Consider the following 19,985-nt stretch of genomic DNA (forward strand, 5'->3'; position numbering starts at 1 on the left):
TTGAAAGCCGTGCAACGGTCACGGGTGAAGTCCCCGAATCAGGTAATCTTCTGCGCTGGAACGCTTTTTATCGGCGAGCGAAGGGGTCCCTACGCTTACGGGGGCCAAAGCGCAGAAGGAATATCAGGGCGGATGACAGGTTTTTTCGAAGGGCTTGCGGAGTTTTCCGTCCTGCTCGCCGTGCTCTACGGCGTGACCGTAGCGCTGTATTTCCTTCTTGGCTGCAGCATAATCTGGCTGAACAATCGCAACCCTGAGCGCCGTATCCAGAAGAAAAGGCGTGGCGAAAAACGCAAGGCGGCAGAAATTCGCCTGAGCCTTGCTTCCATTCTCGTCACCTGCCTGTCCGTGACAATCGGTCTTTTCGCCCAATACAAGGGCTGGGCCATGCAACCCTGGGACTTCAACTGGTGGACCGCAGTGCCGCTGTTTCTCCTCTGCATGGTACTGTTTGACGCCTGGTTCTACTTTGCTCACCGGCTGCTCCATACCAAATACTTCTATAAGTACCATCTGGAGCACCATCGCAGCGTCGCGCCGACCGTCTGGAGCAATGATTCCATCGGGCTTGTCGATACCGCCCTGTCGCAGGGATTTTATGCGGTCATCGTTTTCATCGTGCCGTTTCCACCCCTTATCGTGCTGGCCAACCGGCTGTTTGATCAGATCAACGGCACCTTCGGCCATGCCGGTTTTGAATATTTCGCCTCGAAGACGGCCCGCCGTCCCTCGCCGCTGCTGTGCACGACATATCACGATCAGCATCACGCGGAGTTCAAGTATAACTTCGCCAACTACTTCTCGTTCTGGGACCGGGCGCTGGGCACGATTTCTCCCGTTTACGATCGCAGGGTAGAGACATTCGAAAAAGAAGCGCCGCCAATCAACCTGAAGCTTGAACGGCAGATCGCGGGGACGCGTAAAGCCGAGACGTGAGCTTTCAGAAGGTGCGCCTTCTCAGCGGATGGAGGAGACCAGCCGTTGCCACGCCCTGGTTCCAAGGATCGCTCCGCCCATGACAAGCTGTCCGGCCGTGCAAAACGATCGAATACCGGGGCGGCACTGAGCCGTCCCGGTATTCCTTGGTTACACACGCTAAAAACAGCTCTGCTGGCCGCGAAACCGCCCGTTCGCTGTGGATAACGATGCGAACACAGGCGGGCCTTGCTACGGCACGCTCTCAGCGCGGCGCGAGTTGTTCCAGCTCGCCGAGCTTCTTGAGCGCCGCCTGCTGCTGCAGCCAACCATAGTTGATGTTGCTGGCATTCAGTGTGCTGCCCATCTGGAACGGGTACTTGTCGAAGTCCTGGAAAAACTCCTTGATCTTCCCCTGGATCGGCACCAGCAACCACATATTGCGGGCAAGGAAATCGACCGCCCCTCCGCCTTCCTCCAGTCCTTTTTCGTACGGATCCATCCGCAGATTGGCGATGAGCGCCCAGGCCGGGGTTTCGCGGACACCGGTGGCAATATTGCCATGCGCCACCGCAAAGCTCAGTTTCCAGTCGTTCCACCGGATGGCATTCAGGTTCCCGCCCTGGTCGAAATAATAGACGGATTCACGCGGCGGGGTTTTGTTTTCGCCCTTCAGCAAGGAGGTCAGGTCGAAGCCGTCGAGATGGACCTTGAAGGTCTTGGTGCCGGCCTGATAACCCGTCTTCATCTGCTCTTTAATGTCGGTGATGCCAGCGGCGGTCGCGAATGTCGGCAGCCAATCCATCAGTGTCACCGGATCGTTGATCTGCGTGCCCGGCTTCACGACGCCCGGCCAACGGACCATCATCGGGATGCGGAAACCGCCTTCCCAAGTGGTGCCTTTTTCGCCGTGGAACATGGTCATGGCGCCATCCGGCCACAGGGCAATTTCCGCGCCGTTGTCGGTCGTGTAGAGCACGATCGTATTGTCGGCGATGCCAAGGCTGTCGAGCTGATCGAGCAACTGGCCAACGTGCCCATCATGCTCGACCATGCCATCGGCATGAATGCCTTTGCCGGTCTTGCCAAGCGAGTCCTTCTTCAGGTGGGTGAAGACGTGCATGCGGGTCGAGTTGAACCAGCAGAAGAACGGCTTGTCGGCCTTGGCCTGACGGTCGATGAAATCTTTGGCAGCGGCCAGAAACTCTTCGTCCACCGTCTCCATACGCTTGGTATTGAGAGCGCCGGTATCCTCGATCTTGCCGTCCGCCGTCGACTTGATGACGCCGCGTGGACCATACTTTTTCCTGAACTCGGCGTCCTTCGGATAGAAATAACCTTCGGGTTCTTCCTCGGCGTTCAGATGGTAGAGATTGCCGAAGAACTCATCGAAACCGTGTTTCGTCGGCAGATGCTCATCGCGGTCGCCAAGGTGGTTCTTGCCGAACTGCCCGGTGGCGTATCCCTTCGATTTCATCACGTCGGCAATGGTCGGCATCCAGTCCTGGATGCCGTGTGGATCGCCCGGCATACCGATCGTCAGGAGCCCGGTACGGAAGGGCTCCTGCCCGAGAATGAAGGACGCTCGGCCGGCCGTGCAGCTTTGCTGGCCATAGCTGTCGGTAAAGATCGCACCTTCGGCTGCGATGCGATCGATGTTCGGCGTGCGGTAGCCCATCAACCCCATCGTATAGGCGCTGATCTGGGGAACACCGATATCATCGCCGAAAATCACCAGGATGTTCGGCACTTTGCCGGAGGGAGCGGCGGCCTGTGCCTGTGCGGCCGTCGTGGTGGCGATATTGCCGACCGCAACGACACCGGCCGCTAGAGCTGTTGTGCCTATAAGGAGATTGCGTCGCGTTACGTTGCTGTCGTCGTAGGCCATGTCATGTACCTTCCATCGAACGTTGATCTGTGGCGTGAATGTGAGATGCACTGCTGACGCCACAACCGGGCATATTCATGCGGGCATGCACAAGTACGTTACAGTAACATTCCGATATCAGGCACAGTGATGTGTTCGGGAGCCGTGCTCCCGAACGGGTGGTGCACGCGCAAAACCACGGGCCTGCCTTAACGGTCGATCAGCACCGCACATTTGCAATGGCTGGCGACGCGGCTGGCCGTCGAGCCGATAAAATAATCGATCAGCCCTGGCCGATGCGAAGCGATGATCACCAGATCGCCTTCCACTTCCTCGGCAAAAGTGTTGATGATGCCGGCGGCACCGCCGATGCGGATTTCAACCTTGCCCTTCGTCACGCCGTGTTTTTCCATCAGTTCCGTCAGCGTTTTCTTGGCATGCTCGCGCGATGCCTCGATCAACTCCAAGGGAAAATCAACGATCATGTAGCCCTGGGCATAGGCATTCAGATCCTCGACGACGTTGAGCAGGATGATCTCGCCGCCCTCGTCGAGCAGCGATTGGGCGCGCTCCAGGATTTTCTCGCCGTGCTCCAGATGGTCCATGGCAATCGGCACGATAATTCTCGAATACATGACGGTCTCCTCGGGTTCGCCGCGCCGGCCGCAGCGCGTGATGACAGGCTTTGCAAGGCCGTCACCCTCGCCGCATTGCGCGGATAGATTCAATATAGGTGTGACACGACAAAAGTCACAACCCGCCATACGGTCGCAGGCGATTGTCAACACGTTGAGAACAGTACATCCTCAAGTCAGTATCTTCCGTGAACGCCGCGCGCGCGTCATATAGTTGGGCAGACAACGGACGGGGACAGACCAATGACCAGCTTCAACCGACGCACCTTCATGAAGTTTTCGGCCACCGCATTGGTCACAAGCAACGCCGTCACCACAGCCAAGGCAGGGAGCATCCCCATGACCGTTCAAGCCGAAGACCACGCCGTCCGCATGCCAGCCTATGTCGATCATTCGCATCTGGTCGTGCGCGATCTACCGATGGTGTCCTCATGGTACCAGGCCATCATGGGCCTGAAGCCGATCGAGAAGACCGCAAGCGGCGAGACGCTCGGCGTTGCCGGCCGTCCGCTTCTGACCCTGACGACGCAGGGCAATGCGGCCGTCGCGCCGCACAATGCGCCGGGTCTGTTTCACACCGCCTTCCTGATGCCGGACCGCACCGAGCTTGGCCGCTGGCTCGCCCATATCGCCCACAACAACGTGCCGCTTCAGGGCGCGTCCGACCATCTGGTCTCGGAAGCCATCTATCTCGGCGACCCGGAAGGCAACGGCATCGAGGTCTATCGCGACCGGCCGCGCGGCGAATGGAATTACCTGCAGGACGGCATGGTGAAGATGGCGACGCTGCCGTTCGACCTGCAGGCGCTCTATGACGAAGCCCCGAAGGACAAATGGGACGGCATGGCCGCCGGCAGCACGATCGGTCATATCCACCTGCAGGTTTCGGATATCCCGCAGGCCAACGCGTTCTTCGGCGATGTGCTCGGCCTTGACCTGATGGCAAGCTATCCCGGCGCCAGCTTCTTTGCCTCGGGCAAATATCATCACCATGTCGGCGCCAATATCTGGAACTCGCGCGGCGCACCGAAACGTCAGGCCAACATGACCGGTCTCTCGGACTATACCGTGCATTTCAACGATCCGGCCAAGCTACAGAACGCGATTGCCAAGCTCGACGAACTGGAGATACCGGTAACGCGCAGCAGCGATACCGTCTCGCTGATCGATCCCTGGGGCATCGGCCTGAAACTGGCCGCCTGACAGCGCCGCGGACACCCTGCAAAACGAGTTTTCAACAGGGTGCCTGCGACGGATTGTACCGGCGCACTCCTTAAAATTGACTATTACAGTCAAGTATTCTAATTCGCCCCGGCATCCGCTCTTGCGGACGTGAGTCTAGGGGTTAGTATTTTGAAAAATAAGAGCATTCTTGTATACGCGCTCGCCACAGCGAGCGCTGCGCCACTGCCTTTGTACGCAGCCGATTGGCGCCCGTCGGTAGAAATCGACGGCACCTGGCGCAGTGGCAATTCAAGCGCCAGCGGCGGCTTCTTCCTGCCCATCCTGCTCGATTCGGGCAATGCGCTGTTCATCGATACGCAAGGTGCCTTCATCGAAGGTGGCGTTCAGCGTGGTTCGATCGGCGCGGGCTATCGCATGCGGGCAAGCGACGACTGGGTGGTCGGCGTCTATGGCTATTACGACTACCTGAACAGCGCCTATGACAATTCCTTCAACCAGCTGTCCTTCGGCGTGGAAGCGCTCGGACCGGTGTTTGAAACACGCGCCAACATCTACCTTCCGCTCGGCGACGATCATACGCTCGCCGGCATGGGCCGCGGCGAAGTCAGCGGCGGCAAGCTGATGTTCCGCGAGGGCATGGAGCGCGCCCGCCGCGGCGGCGATGTCGAGGCCGGCGTTCGCGTGCCGCTGTCGGGCGCCAGCGACAAGATGCAGCTGAAGGTGTTTGCCGGCAGCTACTGGTACGACGGTGACAACATCGACGACAAGCTGGGTGCCAAGCTGCGTGCCGAACTGTCCTTTGCCGACCTGCCCGGCCTTCCCGGCGGATCGACGGTGACGATCGGCGCCTCCGGTTCCTACGATAACGAAGACCACTTCAAGGGTGCAGCGATGGCGCGGTTGCGCGTGCCGCTCGGCGCGGCCTCGTCCACCGGCTCGTCAGATCCGTTCGACCCGCTGACGCAGCGCGTCGAGCGCAATCGCACCATCGAGACCCATCGTGGTGCCACCGGCGATCTCGAGAAGGCTATAGTCGAACTGAACGGCCAGACCGCAGGCAATGTTATCGACGTCTCCGCCGCCAATGGCGATGCCACCGCCATCAACGCCATCATCGCTGCGGCCGGCGACAACGCGCTGATCCTTGCCAACGGCGCGATCGGGCTTGACCAGTCGCTGACGCTCAACAACGGCCAGGTGCTGCTCGGCGGCGGCGGCTTGCTCAGCCTGCGCGGCGCCTCAAGCGGCGGCGAAGGCTGGTTCCGCAACCATGGTGCTGCCACGACGCTGACGGGCTACAATCCCGCCCAGGACGTTGTTACCATGGCATCGAACAGCGCGGTCTCGACACTGTCGATTACAGGTGGCCTGGCCGCAATCGGCGGCACAGATGCCTCGAACCTGATGATCGACCGTGTCGATATTTCCGGCACCAGCCATGACGGCATCCGGTTTGACCGGGTGAACGGTGCGATCATCCAGAACTCCAGCATCCACGACCTCTACATCTGCGAAAGCAGCACGGAATGCGAATTCTCGGTGTTCGACCCGAACCGGGCGCCCTATGCCGCCGTCAGCGCGCATGGAACCAGCAACCTGACGATCCGCGACACGGAAATCGACAATGTGACCTACGGCCTCTTTGCCGGCAGCGCGATCGATGAAAATGATTGGCCGCCGGTTATCACCAACGCCGCCAGCAACATCACCCTGGACAACGTGACGATCTCGCGGTCGCGCCGCGAGGGCCTACTGTTCGTCGCAGCAAACGATGTGAACCTCAACAAGGTCACGATCGACAACTCCATGCAGGAACGCGACATGGACCTCGTCGTATTGCAGGGAACGCGCGACGTCACCATCACCGACATGGTGCTGAAGGGCGGCATCAACGGCCTGATGATGGTCACCTCCAGCAGCATGCCGGAAGGTGCCGTGACCACGAATGTCAATGTCGATGGGCTGACGATCGACGGCACCCGCAATGCCGGCATCTTCCTCAATCCGGTTTCCGGCATCAGCTTCAAGAACGTGGCGATCACCAATGCCGGGACCTACGGCGCGTTCATCTACGGGAGCGACTGGGACTTCCTCGGCGGGCCGATCAGCGACATCACCTTCGACAATGTCACGATCGATAAAGCCGGCACGGCGGGGCTCTACTTCATGGGACCATCGCTGGATGTCAAAGGTGACGTCACCGTTACCGGCACCCCGCGCGATTGCAAGGTCGATCCGTCCTGGGACGGCAGCCTCGGCGGTTCACTGACGCAAGGCCCAGGCTCGGTCCTCACCGTCAATGGCAGCGTACTTGACCAGACAAACTTTGGCGGCCGTTGCGGCGGATAAGGCAAATTGAAATCGCTGTCCGCACCTGATGTCAGGTGCGGACAGCGGTCCTTCGAGGCTTAGTGCGTCGCACCGGAGCCACCGGCCGCAACGATCGCAAACGGCATGCCTTCGACGGAAATGGTCGCGGTTTGCTTCAGCGTTTCAGTGTTGATCATCCGCACCAGGCTGTGACGCGGATCGGTGATCGCGATGCTGTCGCCGGCAACCGCAAGCCGCGGACGCGGATCGCGCCAATGGCCATCCTTGCTATAGGGCTCGGTGACGCCGGCAGACCGGACCATCTCGCCGCTGACGACATCCAGCACATGCAGCTTGCCATCCTCCGTCAGGATATAGGCGTTGCGGACATTGGCCGGATCGAGGATGAAATCGACACGGCGGGTGGGCAGTTCGACCAGCCGATAAGGTGACGCGGCGTCCGGATCGATCAGCACGACCTTGTCTTCACCGTAATTGCCGAGAAAGAACTGCATCGACCGGCCGCCGAGCAGGGTCGATACCTTGCCCTCCGGCAGATCGCTGCCATAGGCGACCATTTCCAGCGTCGGCCCATCGAGCCCGCCGGGCCGGGCGACGAGGACGCCTTCGGCGCAACCGAAGGCGACCAGACGCGCCGATGACGCTTCGCCATGCAGACCCGTGCATGTGGCGACATCACCAACCTGCTTGCCTTCCCGGTCGACAATGCGCAGGCCAAGCCGCGGGGGCAGCTCATCCGGCTTCACATCCGTCGTCATATTGGGCACGGAAACGAGGATATGCTGCCCCATCGGCACGGCGACGCCATGATGCGCGGCCGTGGTATCGACACTTGCAGCAATTCCCTTGCCTTCCAGCAGCGCGCTTTCCTCAAACAGATCGACCTTGCCGCCACGATCGTAAAAGACCGCCACATCATCGCCATGCGTGACCACATGGCCCGGCTTCTTGCCGGTGATGACGCCGGGCAACAGTTTCGGATCGGAAATTTCGATATCGCGGTGCTCGCCATGATCGGCCAGCGCGATGCCGGAAGCGATGACCTGCACTGTGTCCTTGTCGCCCTGCACCGCAAAAATGGTCTTGCCACTGTCGCTCAAGGACAGTGCGGCGTAACCGCCAAGATCGAACCGGCCCAGCTCCTTGCCACTGGCCATATCGAGCGCCCGCACCACGGGCTGGGTGTGATCGGCGACGAACAGCCGCCATGTTTCCTGATGATCATCGGCGAAGGCTGGAAGGGGAGACAGCGCCGTCAGCGCCAGAACAGCGGCGGCCCGCATCGGTTTGCCAAGATGGATCGGCATGAGTTTCTCCTGCAATATTTATGTAATAACGTAACATTGCGGATTGTTATAAAGTTACACCCACCTTGTCCAGACAGAAAATACGGCATCTGACATTCTGCCGGTATTTAACGGGTCACTGCGGGATGCAGCTTGATTGGGAAGAAACGCGGATCAGCCGGAACCAAGATAATGCGTCACAAACAAAAGACGCGATCTGGCGAGGCGGCAGAAATCACATTGCAGCGCAGCAAAAATTGTACCGTTCACCCGATGCTACCCTTCGTTGGTCCGCACCAATTCCCCCCAATAAAGGTTCAACGAGACGCGGTTACATTCGCATCAACTACTATTGCTCATCCACAACAACTAGTGTATCCACAGAATAACAAACTTAAAACTATGTTACCAATTGATTACCAAGACAAAATTTCATCATTTTGTCACAAAATCGGCAATTACGCTGCCTGAATTTTAGGCAAAATGCTCAATAATTTTGTTTTATTCGTAATAATTACGCACGCGTATAATCGAATTATAAAAAACAACCAGAAATAGAGAGTGTTAATAATAAATATAGTGTGAGGCTTAAAGTGATGACCAATATCGCTGTCATAATACCTTTCTATCAGGCAGAAGACGGAATCCTGCGCAGGGCTCTCGATTCAGTTGCGCTGCAGCAATTGCCCCCCGGCGTTGCGCTGAAGGTTGTTGTCGTCGATGACGCCTCGCCGCACCCTACCAGTAGCGAGCTTGACGGATTCTCGTTCAAGTGCGGGCACTCGCTCAACGTCATCACGCAGGTCAATTCCGGCCCTGCCGGAGCACGGAATGCCGGCCTCGACAGCCTTGCCGGCGAAGAGATCGATTTCGTCTCGTTCCTCGACTCCGACGATATCTGGACTCCCCTGCATATCCAAAGAGCATTATCGGCGCTGCGGAAGAGCGATTTCTTTTTCTGCAATCACGTCAGAAGCAAACATTACGGCGACTATTTCCGTTGCCTGCCCGAGACATGGCAGGCCCTCAGCCAAAACCGGGGGGCGGGTCAGTCGCAGCTGGTCAAGGTCTTCGGTGCGGGTGAACTGACGCGGACAATGATCCGCGAATGCCCGCCGCAGACATCAACCGTCGTCTACAATTTCCGCAAAAACCCGGCCCTTCGCTTCAACACCTCGCTCAGAAGTGCCGGAGAAGATCACATCTTCTGGATCGAGTTGTCGATTGACAACGCAACGGCGGTCGATGTTCGTGTCAATGTGAGCTGTGGTGAGGGACTTAACCTTTATTGGTCAAACGTTTCCTGGGAAAGCCCGAAATCGATCAGTATCCAGGGCTGCCTTGCCATCCAGTACAACTATATGCGCAACAACAGCCGCATCTATTCCATGGATGCCGAAACCATCACCTTCAGGCAGAGACTGTATGAAGGCGCTTATGTCTATGCGCTCCTGCGCGGAGCCGCGAAGCGGTTTCTTCCGGACCCCAAGGTCTTCACCAAGCTGGTATCACACTATCCGGCTTTTATCCTGCGCTGCCCGACAAACCTTGCCTTCTTCGTCATGAACAGGAAGGTGATGACCGATGTGACTTCGGTAAAAAACGTCCCTAGCGCGGACCTCGCCGCGTAGGAGGTTTCATTTTTTGGTGGCGCCCTGCCTTGCCTTCCGAGCGCTCTGCCTTGGACAGCAAAGCAGGTCTTGTGGAAAACCCAAAACATTTCGAGCGCAAAATGATATCATCGGCGGCAAGAAACGGTAAATATTCCCTCCTGCATATTGTCAATCTTCAGTACAGACCAACTGGAGGATTCACCAAGCGTTTCCTGGATGTCTTCATTTCACTGTCGATCATCCTGGTATTCCTGCCAATCATCCTGATGATCGCGGCGCTGGTGAAGCTATCAACCACAGGATCAGTCATCTGCGGCCATGCCGAGATCGGATATGATGGCGTATCCCTTGTCCGCCTGAAGTTTCGGACATCGTCTCCTCCCGGAGGCGAGGATTTCGCTCAATACCTGACAACAACGCCGGAAACGCTGTGGGCACGCAAGCATCAGCCGGACGTCTCGCTTCCGCCGATGGGTGCAGTTCTTCAACAATTGGGTCTGGACGGGCTGCCGCAGCTCTTCAATGTCCTGCGTGGCGATATGAGCATCGTCGGCCCCTCGCCGTTGACTATGAGGGATATCGAGCGATACGGGTCCAATACCTCATCCTATATCAAGTCCCGCCCCGGCCTGATCGGCTACCGGTTGAACAGCGGTCTCGACGCCCATTATCTACGCCGCCTGCAACTCGATAGCGACTACGCGGATAATTGGACGATGGTGACGGATTGCAGGGAAATCTGGCGGTTTCTCACTGCCGCGCGGCAGTAGCGGCAGTTTGGAAACGCGCATCATAGGCCCGCCCATTCGCATCGGAAGGCCAGGACGGGCTTTGAAAAACCTTTGAGCCGGCGGCGTTTTGCCTGCGTGAAAAGATCGGCGGCACCATACTCTCGGAAAATGTTCTCCGACACCAGGATCTGATCTCCGGAGGCCGCATCACACAGGCGGGCTGCCAGTTGCACTGTGGAACCGAACAGATCGTTGCTGTCCTCGACGGGCTCGCCGCAATCCAGCCCGATGCGGATATGAAGCGGCTCGGCATTGCCGCGATTGTAGCGCTCGAATTCCTGCTGGATCGCTCTGGCGCAATCGACCGCTGCTTTTATCGAGGCAAAGGCCGCCATGACGCCGTCACCGGTGTGCTTCACCTCGCGGCCGGAAAACTGTTCGAGGCACCTGCGCACCACCGCGTCGTGGGCCCTGACCAGTTCGGCCGCCATCCGGTCACCAAGCCGCGCCGTCATCGCTGTCGAGCCGACAATATCGGTGAACAGGATCGCCCGGTGGCCGGAATCCATTTCGGCCGAAGATTGCCCCGGGGCCGGCACCGGGTCATGTATCCGGCCCAGAAACGCCTCGACCGCCGACAGGGCAACCTCGACGATCTCGCCGGAAACCAGACCGTGCGCCTCGCGGTGAACGCATTGGGCCGCTTCGGCGTCCGGCGCGTCCATCAGGCAAAACGCGGTCCCACGCCGCTGGTCGAACCAGTAGGTCAGAAACTTGACGCCGTACTGATCCTGAATCTCAAGATCCTTGCTATGTGCCTCGGCAACGTCTGCGGCCGTGGTTCCCGAAAGGTCATGCCGGTCGATGAAGATAGGCATCTGTGCGCTCCCGCCCCGAGCCCTGCACCTGTTCCTGGGTTATAGTCTACGGTCTGGAGGCAACGCCGTCTATATTTTAGTATAGCCTTATCTAAAGGAGCGGGACGTACCCTCCAGTTTCCCGCGCCCTGCTCTGCAACCCCATGACGAATCTCAACAGTCCTTCACGACGAGACCCGCACAGCAAGCCAAGGGGAAACGGTGGGCTGCCGGTGAAGGAGTGCCGCAGGCGGCAGCGCGAGCGCTGAAACGCAAAGGGGAGGACACAACGGCCCCCTAGTGAAACACGCCGCAAAATTCAGTTGCAAAACTGCCGCTTTCGTTGAGATCTGTATGACACCGCATGCGATGAAATACTGAAATGGTGGTCGGCCTCGTGAAGATTGAAACGTTTTTTATCCCGTCCTGTGAGGCAGATGCTCAATTGGAAATTGTTGCAGCCAAACCTGACCATGATGGACCTTATCCGACAGTTGTTTTCAACCATGGCTCGACCGGACGGGGGCAGAATAAATCCTTTTATACAAGGACAATCAGTCCGCAGGTCGTGGCAAACTATTTTGTCGAACGGGGCTGGATGACTCTCTTTCCGCAGCGCCGGGGAAGAGGAAAATCAGGGGGGAATTACGGGGAAGGGCTTGCTTTTGACGGCTCCGGCTATTCTTGCGACGCTGCAATCGCAATCGCGGGCTTCGAGCGGGCTGTCGAAGATATCGATGCTGTCGTCCGCCACCTGCGTGCGCGGTCTGATGTGCACCAGGACCAGCTTGCCATCGGCGGCGTGTCACGCGGCGGCATTCTGTCGATCGCCTATGCGGGCATGCGTCCGCATGTTTTCCGGGGCGCGATCAACTTCAACGGTGGCTGGCTCGGCCAAGTCTGCCCCGCCCATGAAAGTGTCAACCCGGCGCTCTTTGAACGGGGCGCGCCAAGCGGAATTTCAACGCTCTGGCTGCACGGAAGTCATGACCAGTATTATCGAATCGCGCACTGCAGGGGGAATTTCGAAAAGTTTCTGTCAGCCGGAGGACAGGGAAAATTCGTTGCCGCCCGGATGGGCCATGCCTTGATGTTCAAGCCAGCCCTGTGGAAGAACCATCTTGACGGCTACATGGATGCGATTGCCGTGCCGCATTCTTCTTAGGTTCGCGGTGACATTAAACGCGTGTGGTCGAACCGGCCGTATTCCACTTTTGCATCACGGGCTGGGGAGGACACGGCGCCCTCCCCATTTTTATCGCAATCACCAAACCGAAATCAGGCTGCGTAACGTGTGCGCTGATGCTGCGCCGGCTGGCTGTGCGAGAAGCGGTTTTCCTCTTCCAGCTTGAAGCGGGCCAGCAGCGCCTGCAGCTGGCGGCTTTCGTCGGCGAGTGTCTCGCTGGCTGCCGTGGTTTCCTCGACCATGGCGGCGTTCTTCTGGGTCATCTGGTCCATGTGGTTGACCGAGGTGTTGATCTCGGCAAGCGCGGTTGATTGTTCGCGTGCGGCAGTGGCAATGCTTTCGACATGATCGTTGACGCGCAGCACGAGGTTTTCGATTTCAACCAGTGCATCACCGGTTGCCCGCACCAGCGAGACACCGCCTTCGACCTCGGATGTCGAGGCCCTGATCAGCGTCTTGATCTCCTTGGCGGCATTGGCCGAGCGCTGTGCCAGTTCGCGAACTTCCTGGGCAACGACAGCAAAGCCGCGGCCGGCCTCGCCTGCGCGTGCTGCTTCGACACCGGCGTTCAGCGCCAGAAGGTTGGTCTGGAAGGCGATCTCGTCGATGACGCCGATGATCTGGCTGATCCGGCTGGACGAGCCCTCGATACGGCTCATGGCGGTGACGGCGTTGCGGACGATCTCGCCGGATTTTCCGGCACTTTCCTTGGTTTCGCGCACCATGTCTCGGGCCTCGATGGCGCGTGCCGAGGAGGTGCGCACGGTCGCGGTGATCTCGTCAAGCGCTGCCGCGGTTTCCTCAAGCGCTGCGGCCTGCTGCTCGGTGCGCTTCGACAGATCATTGGCGGCGGAGCTGAGTTCTGCCGAGCTGTCCTTGATGGTGCCGGCGGCACCGCGCACATTGTTCATGGTCGAGCGGAGCGTCACCATCGTGGCGTTGACGTTCTGCTGCAATTCGGCGAATGCGCCCTGGAAATGGCCTTCCATGCTTTCCGACAGGTCGGCATCGGCAAGCGCTGCGATGACGCGACGCACTTCATTGACGGCAAGATCGATACTGCCAACCAGTTCGTTGACGCTGCCGGCAAAACGGTTGAGGTCGTCGTTCTGGTAATCCTTGCCGATACGGCCGGTGAAATCGCCGGCGACCGCCGCTGCAACAACAGCGCTGATGCTCGACTGCAACTCACTGCTGAGCGCATTCAAGGCTGCTTCCTGCGCCTTCATATCGCGCATCGCCAATGCGTTGCGGCGGAACACTTCGACGGCTCGAGCCATTTCGCCGATCTCGTCCTTGCGGGTGGCATCGGTGCCGGCGCTGTCAAGATTGCCTTCGGCAAGACAGCTCATCGCGGCGGTCAGATCGCGAACGGGGGCGGCAATGCCGCGGCGCGCGACCAGCAGACCGATCACGGCACCGGCGAGAATGCAGGCTGCAGCAATGCCGAGGCCGATCATCAGCGCCGTGCGGGAGGACTCCAGTGCATCAGCACGGGCAGCCGCCAGCGCGTTGCCGGAATAGGTGCTGTATTCCTTGACGGCGACCGTCACGGCCTTTTGCGCATAAAGAACCTGGTCCAGCAAGCCGCGGATGCTGGCCGCATCGTTGGGATTGGCCTGTGCATGGTCGATCATGCCACGGATATCGGTGAAATAGCTCTCGAGCGCACCGCGAATAGCCTGCAGCAGCAGAACCTGCGTCTCATCCGCTCCCACCTCGATCTTGGGCAGGCGTCCCAGCATTTCCTTGGCGCGGGTCTCGGCCTCAGTGCGGAATTCCTCGGCGCCACCCGGTTTCAGGGCGAGCTGGTAGGTCATACGGCTGATGGCGATGACATCGACGCGCAGATCCATCGCCTCGCGGGCAACCTCTTCCTTCATTCCGACGGAGGTAAGCGTGTTTTCGAGAGACACGACCCCTCTTGCTCCGACGGCGGCGATAACCACGGAGGACAGGATCATGACAGCCATGACCAGGCTTATCTTCAGAAGAATGGAAAGATTGCGAAAACTCATGTCGGAACTCCGGCTGGGCAATTGACCGCGCGCTGAACGAAAAATGGAAAAGCAAGGCATGATGCCTCTGGCAAAGCGCAGCAGGGACATCGCGCCGGAGCGCAATCTGAAGTAATTGCGCTAACACCAAGTTAAAGCTGGCAATTAAGACGTTGCAGCGGCCTCATAAACACGAGCAATCGCACCGGAACCGTTCACTGCCACCTCAAGTTGCCTGCCTCGGCCAAGGCCAGGACCAGTTTCAGCTTGAACCTTGCCCGGCCGGTCTCTATCTCGGACACAGACCCCTCGCATCCCCGGAGATTTCCTTGTCCATCTTCAAGAACCTGCCGCCTGCTCCCGCCGCGCCGAAAAAGCCAGTCACGGATACCCGCCATGGCATTACCAGGACGGACGACTATGCCTGGCTGCGCGCCGATAACTGGCAGGCGATGTTCAAGGACCCAACCATTCTCGACCCCGAAATCCGTCAGCATCTGGAGGCCGAAAACACCTACATGAAGGCGGCGATGGCCGATACCGAAGCCCTGCAGAAGACGCTGTTTGCCGAGATGAAGGGCCGCATCAAGGAAGACGACAGTTCCGTTCCGATGAAAGACGGGCCGTTTGCCTATGGCACGTTCTACGTCACCGGTGGCGAACAGCCCTCCTTCTTCCGCATACCACGTGACGGCGGCGAACGCAGCGTGCTTCTCGACGGCGACAAGGAAGCCGAGGGCAAGGCCTATTTCCGGCTGGGCGGCGTCGACCACTCGACCGATCACAGCCGCGGCCTTTGGAGCTATGACGACAAGGGCTCGGAATATTATACGCTGCGCGTCCGTGACCTTGCGACCGGCGAGGACCTTGCCGATGTCATCGAAAACACCGGCGGCGGCGGCGCATGGGCGCCGGATGGCAAGAGCTTCTTTTACACCGTTCTCGACGACAATCATCGCCCATCAAAGATCTTCCATCACATCGTCGGCACGCCGCAGAGCGACGACCGGCTGGTCTATGAGGAAGAGGACCCGGGTTTCTTCATGGGCGTCGGCGGCTCGATGCTCGACGATTTCATCTACATCGACATCCATGACCACGAGACCAGCGAATACTGGCTGCTTCGGACCTCCGATCTCTTGGGTAAACCAAAGCTGGTGGCTGCGCGCGAAACCGGCCTCGAATATTCGCTCTCGGAGGGCGGCGATGTCTTCTACATCCTGACCAACGCCGACGGCGCCAAGGATTTCAAGATCATGCAGGCCCCGGTTGACAATCCGATTCGGGAAAACTGGACCGACGTGGTGCCGCACACTGCCGGCCGACTGATCATCTCGCATGGCGCCTATGCCCGCCATCTCGTCTGGCTGGAGCGCGAGGGTGGCCTGCCGCAGATCAAGATCCGCGACCGCCGCACCGGCGAGGAACATGCGATCGCCTTTGCCGAAGAGGCCTTCTCGCTCGGTCTGCAGGGCGCCGCGGAATACGACACCGACGTCATCCGCTTTTCCTATTCGTCGATGACCACGCCGAACCAGCTCTACGATTACAACATGGTGACGCGCGAGCGGACACTGCTGAAGACGCAGGAAGTGCCATCGGGCCACAATCCCGGCGACTACATTACCCGCCGCGTCATGGCGCCAGCCTCAGACGGCGCCGAAGTACCGGTAACCCTGCTCTACCGCAAGGACACCCCCCTCGACGGCTCCGCCCCCTGCCTGCTTTATGGCTACGGCGCCTATGGTATTGCCATTCCAGCCTCGTTCAACACCAATTGCCTGTCGCTTGCCGACCGCGGCTTCGTCTATGCCATCGCCCATATCCGCGGCGGCAAGGACAAGGGTTTTCAATGGTACGAAGACGGCAAGATGGAGAAGAAGGCCAATACCTTCAAGGACTTCATCGCGGCGGCCGACTATCTGAATCAACAGAAATTCACCTCCTACGCCAACATCGTTGCCGAAGGCGGATCGGCCGGAGGCATGCTGATGGGGGCGATTGCCAACATGGCGCCGGAGAAATTCAAGGGCATCATCGCCGCTGTCCCCTTCGTCGATGTCTTGAACACCATGCTCGACGACAGCTTGCCGCTGACCCCGCCGGAATGGCCGGAATGGGGCAACCCGATTGCTTCCAAGGAAGCCTATGAGCGCATGGCAGCCTACTCCCCTTACGACAACGTCTCGGAAAAGCCTTACCCTGCGATCCTGGCGCTGGGTGGCCTCACCGACCCGCGCGTCACCTATTGGGAACCGGCCAAGTGGGTGGCCAAGCTGCGCGAAAAAACCACCGGCTCCGAGCCGATCCTGATGAAGACCAACATGGATGCCGGCCACGGCGGCGCCTCCGGCCGCTTCCAGCGGCTGGAGGAAATCGCGTTCGAATATGCGTTTGCGATCAAGGTGGCGGGGAAGATGTAACCCGTCCTGCCGCGGACTTTGGCAAGCCCGGCACATGCCCCAAAGAATAAATCTCCCTGCAACCTTGCAGGGAGATTGGCCATGAAGATCGGTGACAGCATCAGCAACTACTACCGCCCGCATAATGGCAGCCAGGGCGCGGCGTCCTCCAGCCTTGGGCTCAACATCGATGGCGGCGGCGGTAATGAGCGCACACAGGCGCCGACCGTTTCGATCGGCTCGTCAGGCCCCTCCGCATCTTTGTCTTCCGCTCTCTGGCTATCGATGGCCGATAAGCTGGAAGGTGAGACCGGCGCCGTGACAGCAGCGCCGAAAGACAGCCCGGCCGACGAGTTCATGGACTGGTCGAAAATGTCACTGGCCGAAAAGATCCGGGCGCAAATCCTCGCCGACAAGGATTTGACGGAGGAAGATATTGCCGCCATGGACGCTGACGCTCGCGCGGCAATCGAGGCGGAAATCAAGGAAGCGATCAAGCGCCAGCTGGAAATCCCTCAGGATGGTGGCACGGCGCAGGCCGAGGCGGCTGGAGCTGATTTTATCAAGGCGTGATGGCTTGCTGTCCGGCTGGCCACCTGCAGGGGTAATCGTGTCAGCGGGCCTGCTCCTCCTGCCGCTCGAACGCCCTTGCCGCAGACCCGCCCTGCTCTTACCTTAGCCGCATGACATTATCTGCGCACGAAAAAGCGGCCGGCGCCGCACCCATTGCCTTCGACAACAGCTATGCCCGGCTGCCGGCGCATTTCCATGCGGCGGCCAATCCGACGCCCGTTTCCGAGCCGTGGCTGATCAAGTTCAATCGGCCACTGGCGCTTGAACTTGGGCTTGATGCCGATGTTCTGGAGCGTGACGGGGCGGCGATCTTTTCCGGCAATCTCATCCTTGAGGGTGCTCAGCCACTGGGCATGGCCTATGCCGGGCACCAGTTCGGCCAGTTCGTGCCGTTGCTTGGCGACGGACGGGCGATCCTGCTTGGCGAAGTCATCGATACCCATGGCAGGCGCCGCGACATCCAGCTGAAGGGTGCGGGCAAGACGCCGTATTCCCGCCGCGGTGACGGGCGCGCAGCCCTTGGCCCGGTGCTGCGCGAATATATCGTCAGCGAGGCGATGTTTGCACTCGGCATTCCCGCGACCCGGGCGCTGGCGGCCGTCGTCACCGGTGAGCCGGTCTATCGCGACCGCGTTCTGCCGGGTGGCGTCATCACCCGCGTGGCAGCCAGCCATATCCGCGTCGGCACGTTCCAGTTTCTGGCGGCACGCGGCGACACCGAGGGGCTGAAGGTTCTGGCAGATTACGTCATCGACCGGCATTATCCCGAAATCAAAGGTCATGAGCGGCCCTATCCGGTGCTGCTCGAAGCCGTGATCGAGCGGCAGGCCTCGCTGATTGCCCGCTGGCTTGGTGTCGGCTTCATCCATGGCGTGATGAACACCGACAATTGCGCCATTTCCGGCGAAACCATCGATTTCGGCCCCTGTGCCTTTCTCGATGCCTATGATCCGGCCAAGGTTTTCTCCTCGATCGACCGGGGCGGGCGTTACGCCTATGCCAGCCAACCGGCGATCGGCCAGTGGAACATGGCACGGTTTGCCGAAACTCTCTTGCCGCTGCTTGATCCCGAACCATCCGAGGCCGTCAATCTCGCCAATGACGCCATTGCCGGTTATGGGCCGCGGTTCCAGAACCATTGGCTCACCGGCATGAAGGCGAAGATCGGCCTTCACACAGAGGAAGATGGTGATCTCGATCTGGTTCAGGGACTGCTGAGCGCCATGCACCGCAACGAGGCCGATTTCACGCTGACCTTCCGCAGGCTGTGCGACGCGGCCGAAAGCAGCGCCCATGACGGACCGCTGCGCGCGCTCTTCGCCAACCCCGCCGATATCGACGCCTGGCTGCTTGCCTGGCGCGAAAGGACAGGACGGGAACCGCTGTCGGATGCGCAGACGGCGGCCGCAATGCGCGCCGTCAACCCGGCCTTCATTCCGCGCAACCACCGCATCGAGCAGGCGATCCGTGCGGCGGAAGACGATGGCGATTTCTCGTTGTTCGAGGCATTGAACGACGTTCTGGCAAAACCCTATGAGGACCAGCCGAAGTTCGCCGCCTATACCGCCCGACCGGCCCCCTCGGAGGAAGTATTGAAAACGTTCTGCGGGACGTGAGAGCAGCACCCACTCTCCGCCATCCTCGCCCTTGTGGCGGGGATCCAGCGACCCGGCGTCCGCCGGATCAAAAAGCCCTTCAGCCCAAGGGCTTGGGCTGACTGGATTTCTGTGACATCCCTCGGGTCAAGCCCGAGGACAGAGATGGCGGAGGATTTAGCAATCGCCTATTTCCCAAGCAGCCTGCCGAACAGTGAGCGGACGAGTTTTTCAACAGTCTGAGAGACTCGTTCGCGGTTCTTCCAGTCACTCCCAGCCAGTTCCACCAATGGCCGCGCAGCCGTAGGGCGGCAGGCGGTTTTCGAAATTGGTTTTCAGCTGGGCGCAGCCCCATTTGCGCAAGGGTTCCGGCATCCGGCTGTTGAGTTCGATGCCGACTTCGTCGAGCGGGTCGCTGGTATTGGTGACATAGAGCAGCCAGCGGCCGCCGATCACCCCCACCACGGCCACCACCATAACCAAGAGAACCATCAGCAGTTTCTTCATTTCGACCCTCGTTGTGAATCAACATTGCCGTTGACCTAGCCTATTTCCCGGCCGTGCCGAAATCCTTTTAAATCCCGCGGGATGCTGTGAGTCATCCGCCCGCCGCCACGTCGAATTTTGATGGCTGTGCCGAAATGTGGCCATTGAAAGGCAGGGGCACCGCGTTATGTATCAGGATACGCGCGCGAATTGAAACTCTTTCCGCCGCGCACCCGACAGAGGATCACCGCGCAAATTCCCTCCGGCGCGATGGCCAACCTTGAGACCGGACTGCCTTTTCCCAGAGGCGTTGGACCCAATGCCTG

The 19,985-nt window shown here is 59.5% G+C and carries 14 protein-coding genes and 1 pseudogene; 9 read left to right on the top strand and 6 right to left on the bottom strand.

The window, feature by feature from the left end:
* Window positions 1-9 precede the first annotated feature (9 nt).
* Window positions 10-936, top strand: a complete 927-nt coding sequence (locus ACSQ3J_RS02385; protein ID WP_244482054.1) for a sterol desaturase family protein — start codon at window positions 10-12, stop codon at window positions 934-936.
* A gap of 244 nt (window positions 937-1,180) precedes the next feature.
* Here ACSQ3J_RS02385 and ACSQ3J_RS02390 read toward each other — a convergent pair whose 3' ends face one another.
* On the bottom strand, window positions 1,181-2,803 hold the full coding sequence (locus ACSQ3J_RS02390; protein ID WP_436038599.1) for an arylsulfatase: 1,623 nt from the start codon (window positions 2,801-2,803) through the stop codon (window positions 1,181-1,183).
* 188 nt (window positions 2,804-2,991) lie between these two features.
* Window positions 2,992-3,417 (bottom strand): universal stress protein, encoded by a 426-nt coding sequence (locus tag ACSQ3J_RS02395; protein WP_060503827.1) that lies wholly within the window; start codon window positions 3,415-3,417, stop codon window positions 2,992-2,994.
* 339 nt (window positions 3,418-3,756) lie between these two features.
* Here ACSQ3J_RS02395 and ACSQ3J_RS02400 point away from each other — a divergent pair, with 339 nt between their 5' ends.
* The gene (locus tag ACSQ3J_RS02400; protein WP_436038961.1) at window positions 3,757-4,620 is read left to right on the top strand and encodes a VOC family protein; all 864 of its coding nucleotides are present in this window, start codon (window positions 3,757-3,759) and stop codon (window positions 4,618-4,620) included.
* Window positions 4,621-4,770: 150 nt separating this feature from the next.
* Entirely contained in the window at window positions 4,771-6,951 is a 2,181-nt protein-coding gene (locus ACSQ3J_RS02405; RefSeq protein WP_436038601.1) for a right-handed parallel beta-helix repeat-containing protein, read from the top strand.
* 59 nt (window positions 6,952-7,010) lie between these two features.
* Here ACSQ3J_RS02405 and aztD read toward each other — a convergent pair whose 3' ends face one another.
* The gene (gene aztD / locus ACSQ3J_RS02410) at window positions 7,011-8,240 is read right to left on the bottom strand and encodes a zinc metallochaperone AztD (protein ID WP_436038602.1); all 1,230 of its coding nucleotides are present in this window, start codon (window positions 8,238-8,240) and stop codon (window positions 7,011-7,013) included.
* Between the two features lie 575 nt (window positions 8,241-8,815).
* Here aztD and ACSQ3J_RS02415 point away from each other — a divergent pair.
* Both ACSQ3J_RS02415 and ACSQ3J_RS02420 read left to right on the top strand, forming a co-directional pair.
* On the top strand, window positions 8,816-9,850 hold the full coding sequence (locus tag ACSQ3J_RS02415; protein ID WP_436038603.1) for a glycosyltransferase family A protein: 1,035 nt from the start codon (window positions 8,816-8,818) through the stop codon (window positions 9,848-9,850).
* 50 nt (window positions 9,851-9,900) lie between these two features.
* Window positions 9,901-10,602, top strand: coding sequence for a sugar transferase (locus tag ACSQ3J_RS02420; RefSeq protein ID WP_156393793.1), 702 nt, complete (start codon window positions 9,901-9,903; stop codon window positions 10,600-10,602).
* A 20-nt stretch (window positions 10,603-10,622) separates the two neighbouring features.
* Here ACSQ3J_RS02420 and ACSQ3J_RS02425 read toward each other — a convergent pair whose 3' ends face one another.
* Window positions 10,623-11,441, bottom strand: a complete 819-nt coding sequence (locus ACSQ3J_RS02425; RefSeq protein ID WP_436038604.1) for a nickel-binding protein — start codon at window positions 11,439-11,441, stop codon at window positions 10,623-10,625.
* A 361-nt stretch (window positions 11,442-11,802) separates the two neighbouring features.
* Here ACSQ3J_RS02425 and ACSQ3J_RS02430 point away from each other — a divergent pair, with 361 nt between their 5' ends.
* On the top strand, window positions 11,803-12,585 hold the full coding sequence (locus ACSQ3J_RS02430) for an alpha/beta hydrolase family protein (RefSeq protein ID WP_060503706.1): 783 nt from the start codon (window positions 11,803-11,805) through the stop codon (window positions 12,583-12,585).
* A 113-nt stretch (window positions 12,586-12,698) separates the two neighbouring features.
* On the opposite strand, the pseudogene ACSQ3J_RS02435 reads toward ACSQ3J_RS02430, so the two are convergent.
* A pseudogene (locus ACSQ3J_RS02435) lies at window positions 12,699-13,991 on the bottom strand (methyl-accepting chemotaxis protein); the annotation flags it as partial.
* A 941-nt stretch (window positions 13,992-14,932) separates the two neighbouring features.
* Here ACSQ3J_RS02435 and ACSQ3J_RS02440 point away from each other — a divergent pair.
* The 3 genes from ACSQ3J_RS02440 to ACSQ3J_RS02450 all read left to right on the top strand — a co-directional run bounded on the left by ACSQ3J_RS02440 (window position 14,933) and on the right by ACSQ3J_RS02450 (window position 19,194).
* Entirely contained in the window at window positions 14,933-17,026 is a 2,094-nt protein-coding gene (locus ACSQ3J_RS02440; RefSeq protein WP_436038605.1) for a S9 family peptidase, read from the top strand.
* Between the two features lie 81 nt (window positions 17,027-17,107).
* Window positions 17,108-17,578 (top strand): hypothetical protein, encoded by a 471-nt coding sequence (locus tag ACSQ3J_RS02445; RefSeq protein WP_436038606.1) that lies wholly within the window; start codon window positions 17,108-17,110, stop codon window positions 17,576-17,578.
* 110 nt (window positions 17,579-17,688) lie between these two features.
* Window positions 17,689-19,194 (top strand): protein adenylyltransferase SelO, encoded by a 1,506-nt coding sequence (locus ACSQ3J_RS02450; RefSeq protein ID WP_436038607.1) that lies wholly within the window; start codon window positions 17,689-17,691, stop codon window positions 19,192-19,194.
* A 246-nt stretch (window positions 19,195-19,440) separates the two neighbouring features.
* Here the strand turns inward: ACSQ3J_RS02450 and ACSQ3J_RS02455 are convergent, their stop codons facing one another.
* Entirely contained in the window at window positions 19,441-19,680 is a 240-nt protein-coding gene (locus ACSQ3J_RS02455) for a hypothetical protein (RefSeq protein ID WP_436038608.1), read from the bottom strand.
* Between the last annotated feature and the right edge of the window lie 305 nt (window positions 19,681-19,985).

The sequence above is a fragment of the Rhizobium sp. LjRoot98 genome, from assembly GCF_964252935.1.
Lineage (GTDB): Bacteria > Pseudomonadota > Alphaproteobacteria > Rhizobiales > Rhizobiaceae > Pararhizobium.

Bases quoted from the DNA above. Each gene is read 5' to 3' on its own strand.
- ACSQ3J_RS02430 (WP_060503706.1), top strand. From the start codon at position 11,803: ATGGTGGTCGGCCTCGTGAAGATTGAAACGTTTTTTATCCCGTCCTGT.
- ACSQ3J_RS02450 (WP_436038607.1), top strand. From the start codon at position 17,689: ATGACATTATCTGCGCACGAAAAAGCGGCCGGCGCCGCACCCATTGCC.
- ACSQ3J_RS02415 (WP_436038603.1), top strand. From the start codon at position 8,816: ATGACCAATATCGCTGTCATAATACCTTTCTATCAGGCAGAAGACGGA.
- ACSQ3J_RS02425 (WP_436038604.1), bottom strand. From the start codon at position 11,441: ATGCCTATCTTCATCGACCGGCATGACCTTTCGGGAACCACGGCCGCA.
- ACSQ3J_RS02455 (WP_436038608.1), bottom strand. From the start codon at position 19,680: ATGAAGAAACTGCTGATGGTTCTCTTGGTTATGGTGGTGGCCGTGGTG.
- aztD (WP_436038602.1), bottom strand. From the start codon at position 8,240: ATGCCGATCCATCTTGGCAAACCGATGCGGGCCGCCGCTGTTCTGGCG.
- ACSQ3J_RS02400 (WP_436038961.1), top strand. From the start codon at position 3,757: ATGACCGTTCAAGCCGAAGACCACGCCGTCCGCATGCCAGCCTATGTC.
- ACSQ3J_RS02445 (WP_436038606.1), top strand. From the start codon at position 17,108: ATGAAGATCGGTGACAGCATCAGCAACTACTACCGCCCGCATAATGGC.
- ACSQ3J_RS02390 (WP_436038599.1), bottom strand. From the start codon at position 2,803: ATGGCCTACGACGACAGCAACGTAACGCGACGCAATCTCCTTATAGGC.
- ACSQ3J_RS02395 (WP_060503827.1), bottom strand. From the start codon at position 3,417: ATGTATTCGAGAATTATCGTGCCGATTGCCATGGACCATCTGGAGCAC.